This window comes from Streptomyces sp. NPDC031100, assembly GCF_055570785.1.
In genome coordinates this window covers 422,135-428,991 of sequence record NZ_JBVIGN010000003.1, presented here as the reverse complement: position 1 = coordinate 428,991, position 6,857 = coordinate 422,135, and the positions used below count along the sequence as shown (strand labels likewise).

Annotated in this window: 6 protein-coding genes and 1 pseudogene; 1 reads left to right on the top strand and 6 read right to left on the bottom strand. The window is 73.4% G+C overall.

Annotated elements, in window-relative coordinates; all coding sequences use genetic code 11:
• Positions 1–113 precede the first annotated feature (113 nt).
• Together ACZ5DS_RS09795 and ACZ5DS_RS09790 are read right to left on the bottom strand one after the other, a co-directional pair.
• Positions 114–1,058: a DMT family protein gene (locus ACZ5DS_RS09795; protein WP_468235592.1), complete on the bottom strand. Its 945-nt coding sequence runs from the start codon at positions 1,056–1,058 to the stop codon at positions 114–116.
• The gene (locus ACZ5DS_RS09790) at positions 1,055–1,849 is read right to left on the bottom strand and encodes a phosphatase PAP2 family protein (protein ID WP_468235591.1); all 795 of its coding nucleotides are present in this window, start codon (positions 1,847–1,849) and stop codon (positions 1,055–1,057) included. Before ACZ5DS_RS09790 ends, ACZ5DS_RS09795 begins: the two co-directional genes overlap by 4 nt.
• 255 nt (positions 1,850–2,104) lie before the next feature.
• Here ACZ5DS_RS09790 and ACZ5DS_RS09785 point away from each other — a divergent pair, with 255 nt between their 5' ends.
• A complete protein-coding gene (locus tag ACZ5DS_RS09785; RefSeq protein WP_468235589.1) occupies positions 2,105–2,719 on the top strand; it encodes a TetR/AcrR family transcriptional regulator in 615 nt (204 codons plus the stop codon).
• 209 nt (positions 2,720–2,928) lie between these two features.
• Here the strand turns inward: ACZ5DS_RS09785 and ACZ5DS_RS09780 are convergent, their stop codons facing one another.
• The 4 genes and pseudogenes from ACZ5DS_RS09780 to ACZ5DS_RS09765 all read right to left on the bottom strand — a co-directional run.
• A complete protein-coding gene (locus ACZ5DS_RS09780; protein WP_468235587.1) occupies positions 2,929–3,969 on the bottom strand; it encodes a DUF2510 domain-containing protein in 1,041 nt (346 codons plus the stop codon).
• Between the two features lie 222 nt (positions 3,970–4,191).
• Positions 4,192–5,343, bottom strand: coding sequence for an anhydro-N-acetylmuramic acid kinase (locus ACZ5DS_RS09775; RefSeq protein WP_468235585.1), 1,152 nt, complete (start codon positions 5,341–5,343; stop codon positions 4,192–4,194).
• A 3-nt stretch (positions 5,344–5,346) separates the two neighbouring features.
• Positions 5,347–5,886 (bottom strand): MFS transporter, encoded by a 540-nt coding sequence (locus tag ACZ5DS_RS09770; protein ID WP_468236398.1) that lies wholly within the window; start codon positions 5,884–5,886, stop codon positions 5,347–5,349.
• Between the two features lie 105 nt (positions 5,887–5,991).
• A pseudogene (locus ACZ5DS_RS09765) lies at positions 5,992–6,687 on the bottom strand (MFS transporter); the annotation flags it as partial.
• Positions 6,688–6,857: the final 170 nt, after the last annotated feature.

The window sequence follows — 6,857 nt, the reverse complement described above, 5'->3', positions numbered from 1 at the left end:
AGAAGGAGCGGAGACCAGGCCCCACCACCCCCCCCCCCCCCCCCCCCCCCCGCCCTCCCCCCCCCCCCCCCCCCCCCCCCCCCCCCCCCCCCCCCCCCCCCGCCTTTGTGTGCTCAGAGCGCGGTGAGATGCCCCGGCTGCTCCGGCTGCCGGGGCACCAGCGCCGGTTCCGCCGTCGCTGTGCCCGGCTCCAGCGCCAGCACCGCGGCCACGGGATGGTCGTCGTCGTGCACCGGCTGCGGAGTGGCCCGGGTCAGCAGGACCACACCCCAGGCGGCCAGGCCCGCCCCGATCAGCGCCACCAGCACTCCGCCCGCGCCGCCCTGCAGGCCCTGCCCGAGCAGCGTCAGGCCGATGACCGCGGCGGCCACCGGGTTGGCCAGGGTGACCACGGCCAGCGGGGCGCCGAGACCGCCGCGGTAGGCCGTCTGCGACAGCAGCAGCCCGCCCGTGGCGAACGCGGCGACCAGGACGGCGACCACGACCACCTCGGTGTTCAGCACCGGACCGGTGCGGTCCGTGGCCGCCACCGTCACCGTCTGGGTGAGCGCGGAGGCGACACCCGAGGCGAACCCGGAGGCGGTCGCGTGCCTGAGGCCCGGCCGGGAGCCGGGCCACGAGAGCACGCCGATCAGGGTGGCGGTCGTACCGGCGACCGCCAGCGCCTCGGTCAGGGTCAGCACCCGCTCGGGCGCCGGGCCCGACGCGGTGACCAGCAGCGCGGCGAGACCCAGCAGCGTGAACGCCGTACCGCGCCACTCCACCGCGCTGACCCGCCGCCCGGCCGCTCGAGCCCCGAGCGGCACCGCCGCGACGAGAGTGAGCGCGCCCAGCGGCTGGACGAGGGTCAGCGGACCGTACTTGAGGGCCACCACGTGCAGCAGCGCGGCGGCCGCGTTCAGGCCGACGGCCGCCCACCAGGCGCCGGTGCCGAGCAGCCGCACCAGGCCCGCACCGGAGCTGCGGGAGGCGAGGCGTTCCTGGGCGACGGCGGCCGCGGCGTAGGCGACGGCGGAGACCAGGGACAGGCCGACGGCGATCAGGGCGGCGGCGTTCATCGGCCCGCCCCCACCAGGACGGGCTCCTTCGGTGCGAGCCGCCGCGCACCGCGTCCCGCCGGGTCGGCCGTATGCCGCGGGGGATGGACGACCGCAAGGGTGATGCCGAGCATGACGGTCGCCACGATCGCGTCGAGCCAGTAGTGGTTCGCCGTGCCCACGATCACCAGCAGGGTGATCAGCGGGTGCAGCAGCCAGAGCCAGCGCCCGTGCGACCGGGTGGCCGCGATCAGGCCGATCGCCACCATCAGCGCCCAGCCGAAGTGCAGCGACGGCATCGCCGCGAACTGATTGGAGAGGTGGTCGCTGGACGGCGGGCCGTAGACGGAGGGGCCGTAGATCCGGGCGGTGTCCACCAGGCCGGTGCCGGTCAGCATCCGCGGCGGGGCCAGCGGATAGGTGAACGGCAGCACCAGCGCGGCGGTGGTCACCGCGGCCAGCACCCGGCGGGCCCACACATAGTGCGCGGGCCGCCTGAGATACAGCCAGACCAGGAAGCCCAGCGTGGCCGGGAAGTGGACAGTCGCGTAGTAGGTGTTGGCCAGGTGGACGAGGCTGTCGCCGTGCAGCAGTGCGGACTGCACGCCGGTCTCGTCGGGAAGGTGCACGGCTCGTTCGAGGTTCCACACATGGTGGGCGTTGCGGTAGGCGTCCGCGGTGTGGCCGGTGGCCAGCTGCCGCCCGAGCTTGTAGACGAGGAAGAGCCCTGCGACGAGCAGGAACTCACGGAGGAGCGGCGGGCGCGTTATCGCGTCCGGCTCCGCTTCTGCAGGCTCGGTTCGGGCATTCATCCCCCGGCCCCTTCGCTGACGGTCGTGCGTGTGGTGGTGCGTGCCGAGACCGGACCGCGGCCCGGAACTCATCGATACGTCCCCGTACCGATACGGGAGTGTACCGATACGTCAGTGTACCGATACGCTTCAGTACCGGTACACTTGCGTATCGATTGATGTGCGACACACTGGAGACAGGCTCTGCGGCCGCGCTCGAGCGAGGCTTGAGCGGGCCGGGTAGCAGAGCCGCCCATGAGTGAGGAGAAGCCACGCATGACGTCGCAGGCCGCGGACGGACCGGAGACGGTCGCCGCCTCGCGCCGCTCCAAGATCACGCCCGAGCGTGAGCGGGAGTTCTTCGACGCCGTGCTGGAACAGATCCGCGAGTGCGGCTACGACTCCGTGACCATGGAGGGCGTCGCCGCCAGCACCCGGTGCAGCAAGTCCACGCTCTACCGGCAGTGGAAGACCAAGCCGCAGTTCGTCGCGGCCGCGCTGCGCGCCAGCCGCAAGGTGCGCTTCGCCGGCATCGACACCGGATCGCTCGCCGAGGACCTGCGTCAGGCCGCGCGGGTCGCGGGCGACTGGTCCGACAAGGACGCCCGGCTCATGCAGGCGCTCGGCCACGCGGTCACCGCCGACCACGAGCTGGCGCAGGCGCTGCGCGAGGCGCTCGTCCTGCCCGAGATCGCCGCGCTCCAGGAGATGCTGGCCCGGGGTGTGGCCCGGGGCGAGGTGCCGGCGGGCCACCCGGCACTCGAGTACATCCCCGCCATGATGTTCGGCGTCCTGCGCGTCCGCCCGGTGCTCAGCGGCCAGTACGCCGACGCCGACTATCTCGTCCGCTTCGTGGAGGCCACCGTGCTGCCCGCGCTCGGACTGACATAAGACTCAGGCCGCCGTTCACGGGATGACTGAACGGTGACCTGCTCGCGCCGCACCGTGGGGACGGGGGCGGCGCGCACCCGCCGGCCGGGTGGGGTTCCCCTTGAGCGGAGGGGCGCCCCACCCGGCCGACTTCTGTCTTCAGAGGTCTCCGGAGGTCTTCTGGAGGTCTCCAGAGGTCTCCAGAGGTCTCTGCAGTTCCTCGCAGCTCCTCAGACGTTCTGGCCGTTCCCGCCGCCCGACGAGACCTTGATGCCCTTGAGGATCTCGTCGATGACGGACACCTTCTGCCCGACGTCCACGCCGAAGCGCACCACGACGATCTGCTTGGCGTCGTTGGGCGAGGGGAAGGCCACCGACTCGACATAGCCGTCGGCGCCCTTCTTGGTGACCGCCTTCCAGCGCACCAGGTAGGCCTTCTGCCCGGCCACCGTCACGGCCTTGGAGGCCAGCACCTCGTGCGAGGTGATGCCGCCGTAGCTGTCACCGCCGTAGGACTCCCTGGCGTTGGCCGCGATGTCCGCCTTGGCGACCGCCTCGGCCGTGTCGCCCTTCGTGCCGAGCACGAGAGCGGGCGCGGTGTAGGCGCCGCCCGCGGTGCAGGTCTTGGAGCTGCCGGGGCACGTGTAGGAGTCTTCGGAGGTCACCTGGGCGCCGACTCTGATCGTCTCCCCGGTCCAGCCCTTCGGCACGGGCAGGCTGATCCCGTTCACCGGATCCGGCACCGTGCCGCCCCCCTTGACCTTGGGCGCCGCGGACTGCCCAGGCGCCGGCGACTCACCGGACCCGCCGGACCCGCCCGAGCCACCGGACCCGCCGGAACCGCCGCCGGGGCCGCCCTGGCCGCCGTTCTGCCCGCCCTGTCCCTGCTGCGAACCGGCGCGGTCGACCCGGCCGTCGTCGCCGTGGTTCTTGGAGAGGGCAACCACGCCGACCGCGATGCTCGCCAGAACCGCGGCTGCCGCCCCGACGGCTATGCCCGTGCGCAGACGGCGCCGGGGTGCGGCCGACGGCTGGGCCGGATACGCCGGATAACCCGGGTGCGCCGGATAACCCGGGTACGCCGCGTATCCCGGGGGAGTCGGCTGCGCGGCACCGGCCGGCTGCTGCGCCGGGGGACCCCACGTGGCGGCCGTCCCGGCGGGGCGGGTCTGGTCCGTCCAGGCCTTGCCGTCCCACCAGCGCTCGGTGGGCGGACCGTCATTCGTCTGCCCGGGGTCGGGGTACCACCCGGGAGGAGTCACCTGCGTCATGCCCCCACCGTATGAGGCATCGGTGAAAGCGGGATGAGAGGATGCCCTGCCAAATCGACGAACCACTACATTTCGCCTCGAATTTCTGTGCATCGGCCTCTGGCGGCGGGCCCGGCTTCCTCCGCCGCAGGACTTGGCTCGGCTCGCGGCCGAGGCGTCCCGTGCCCGGCCACCGGCCGCCCGCTCCGCCCGCCGTACTTCGGCCGCTCGGCCGCTCGGCCCTCAGGCCTCCACCACCAACCGCACCGGCCCGCCCCCCGGAGCCGGCGGCAAGCGCAGGCCGCCACGCCCCGGTGTCACCGACCCCAGCACGCTCGGGTGGGCGGCGCCTGTGCTGCGGGGGTCGGTGCCGGGGAGGTTGTGGGCGGTGAGGAAGCCGAGGACCGCGAAGGCGTATGCCTCCTTTGCGGCGGCGGGCAGGCCGAGCGTGTCCGAGGTGCGCACGGCGGTCTCGGGGAGCAGGTGTCGGAGCCGGGACATGAGCACCGGGTTGCGGGTGCCCCCGCCGGAGGCGATCACCTCTGTGGCGCCGAGGGCCCGTACCGCGTCGGCGACCGTCCGGGCCGTCAGCTGGGTGAGCGTGGCCAGCACGTCCTCCGCGGAGAGGCCGTTCGGCACGGCCGCCCGCAGATATCCGGAGTGGAACAGCTCCTTCCCGGTCGTCTTGGGCGGCACCAGCGCGTAGTACGGCTCCGCGAGCAGCCGGTCCAGCAACGGCAGGTCCGGCCGGCCCCGCGCGGCCAGCGCCCCGTCGGCGTCGTAGGCGAGCCGCCCGCCGGTGAACTCCCGGGCCGCCGCATCCAGCAGCGCGCAGCCCGGCCCGGTGTCGAAGGCCGTCCCGTCCGGCGCGGTCAGGTTGGCGATGCCGCCGATGTTGAGCGCGACGGGCGTGCCCGGCCTGCCCCGCAGCCACAGCAGGTCGACCAGGCTCACCAGGGGCGCGCCCTGGCCGCCCGCGGCGACGTCCCGGGCCCGGAAGTCGGCGACCACCGGCAGCCCGGTCGCCTCGGCGATCCACGCGGGCTGCCCCAGCTGGAGCGTGCCGTGCACCCGGCCGCCGTCGACCCAGTGGTAGACGGTCTGCCCGTGCGAGGCCACCAACTCACCCTGTCCCGCGCACAGTTCACGGTCCGCCCGGACCGCCGCCGCGGCGAACGCCTGCCCGATCCGGGTGTCGAGCCGGCACACCTCGGCGAGCGGAACGGCGCCCGGCGGCAGCGCCGCGGCGAGCGCCTCGCGCAGCCCGCCGTCGTACGGCGTGCTCACCATGCCCAGCGGCTTCAGCAGCAGCGTGTCGCCGTCGAGGCGCAGATCCGCGGCCGCCGCGTCGACCGCGTCGTACGAGGTCCCCGACATCAGCCCGATGACCTGCATCGCTCAACTCACCTTCCTCGGATGCCGTTTCGCGAGGGCCAGCGCGCTCACCCCGCACGCCGCCGCCGCGTAGTACGCGGGCACGTCCACGTTCCCGGTCCGTCGTACGGCCTCGGTGATGATCAGTCCGGCGCAGCCGGAGAACACCGCGTTCGACAGCGAGTAGGCGATGCCGAGGCCGGTCCAGCGCACCCGCGCCGGGAACATCTCGGCGAGCAGCGCGGGCCCGGGTCCGGCCATCAGTCCCACCACCGCGCCCGCGGCGCACGTGGCCGCACCCCTGACCGCGGGCGAGGTCCCGTCGTTCTGGAGCAGGTCGAACAACGGCACCGCCAGCCCGACCACCAGCACCGCCCCCGTCAGCATCACCGGCCGCCGCCCGACCCGGTCACTGAGCAGGCCCGCGGGGAGGATCGCCGCGGCGAACCCGATGGTGGCCGGCACGGTGGCGAGCAGCGCCTGCCGGACGTCCGAGTGCAGCGAGGCCTGGAGATACGAGGGCAGGACGACGAGGAAGGTGTATCCGGCCGCCGACCAGCCCATGACCCGCCCCCCGGCCAGCAGCACGGTCGACGCGACCACAGTCCCCTTCTCCCCCTTCTCCGGCTTCTCCCGCTTCCGGAACTCCGGCGATTCCCCCAGCTCCCGGAACTCCGGTGACTCCTCCAGCCCGACCCGCAGCCACAGCGCCACCAGCCCCAGCGGCAACGCCAGCAGGAACGGCAACCGCCAACCCCATTCGGCCAGTTGGCTCGCGGTGAGCACCGTGGCCGTCGTCGCCGCGAACCCCGCACCGCCCAGCAGGCCCAGGGCCACCGTGAACGACTGCCACGCGCCGTACAGCCCACGCCGGCCCGGCGGCGCGAACTCCGTCAGCAAGGCCACCGCCCCGCCGAACTCCCCGCCCGCCGACAACCCCTGAAGCGCCCTCAGGAAGGTGAGCAGCCAGGGCGCCAGGGCTCCCGCTGTCGCGTACGTCGGCAGCATGCCGATCAGCGTCGTCGTGGCCGTCATCAGCGCGATCACCCCGATCAGCACCGGCCGCCGCCCGATCCGGTCACCCAGCCTGCCGAACAGGGCCGCACCGAGCGGCCGGAAGAAGAAGGCCAGTGCGAAGGAGGCGTACGTCCGCACCAGTCCCTCGACCGCGCTCCCGCCGGCCGGGGTGAAGAACCGTTCGGCGAGGACCGTGGCCAGATAGCCGTAGACGGCGAACTCGTACCACTCGACGAGGTTGCCCACCGACCCCGCCGCCACCGCCCGCACCGTCGGCACCCTCGCGGCACGATCCGCCGTACCACCGCGGGATCCACGATCACCGCCGTCTTCGAAAATCAGCTTCATTCCAGGCCCTGTTGACGCTCCGTCGGTTCTGATCCGGCTGGTCGGGCCGGGTACGCGTCGCCCGGCCGCATTCACTTTCACCCTGCGGGGCAACACCTGGCCGGACCGGCCACCACACATCCCATCGGACGGCTACGCTCGTGGTCTGTACGTCATTCGGGCGACCTGGG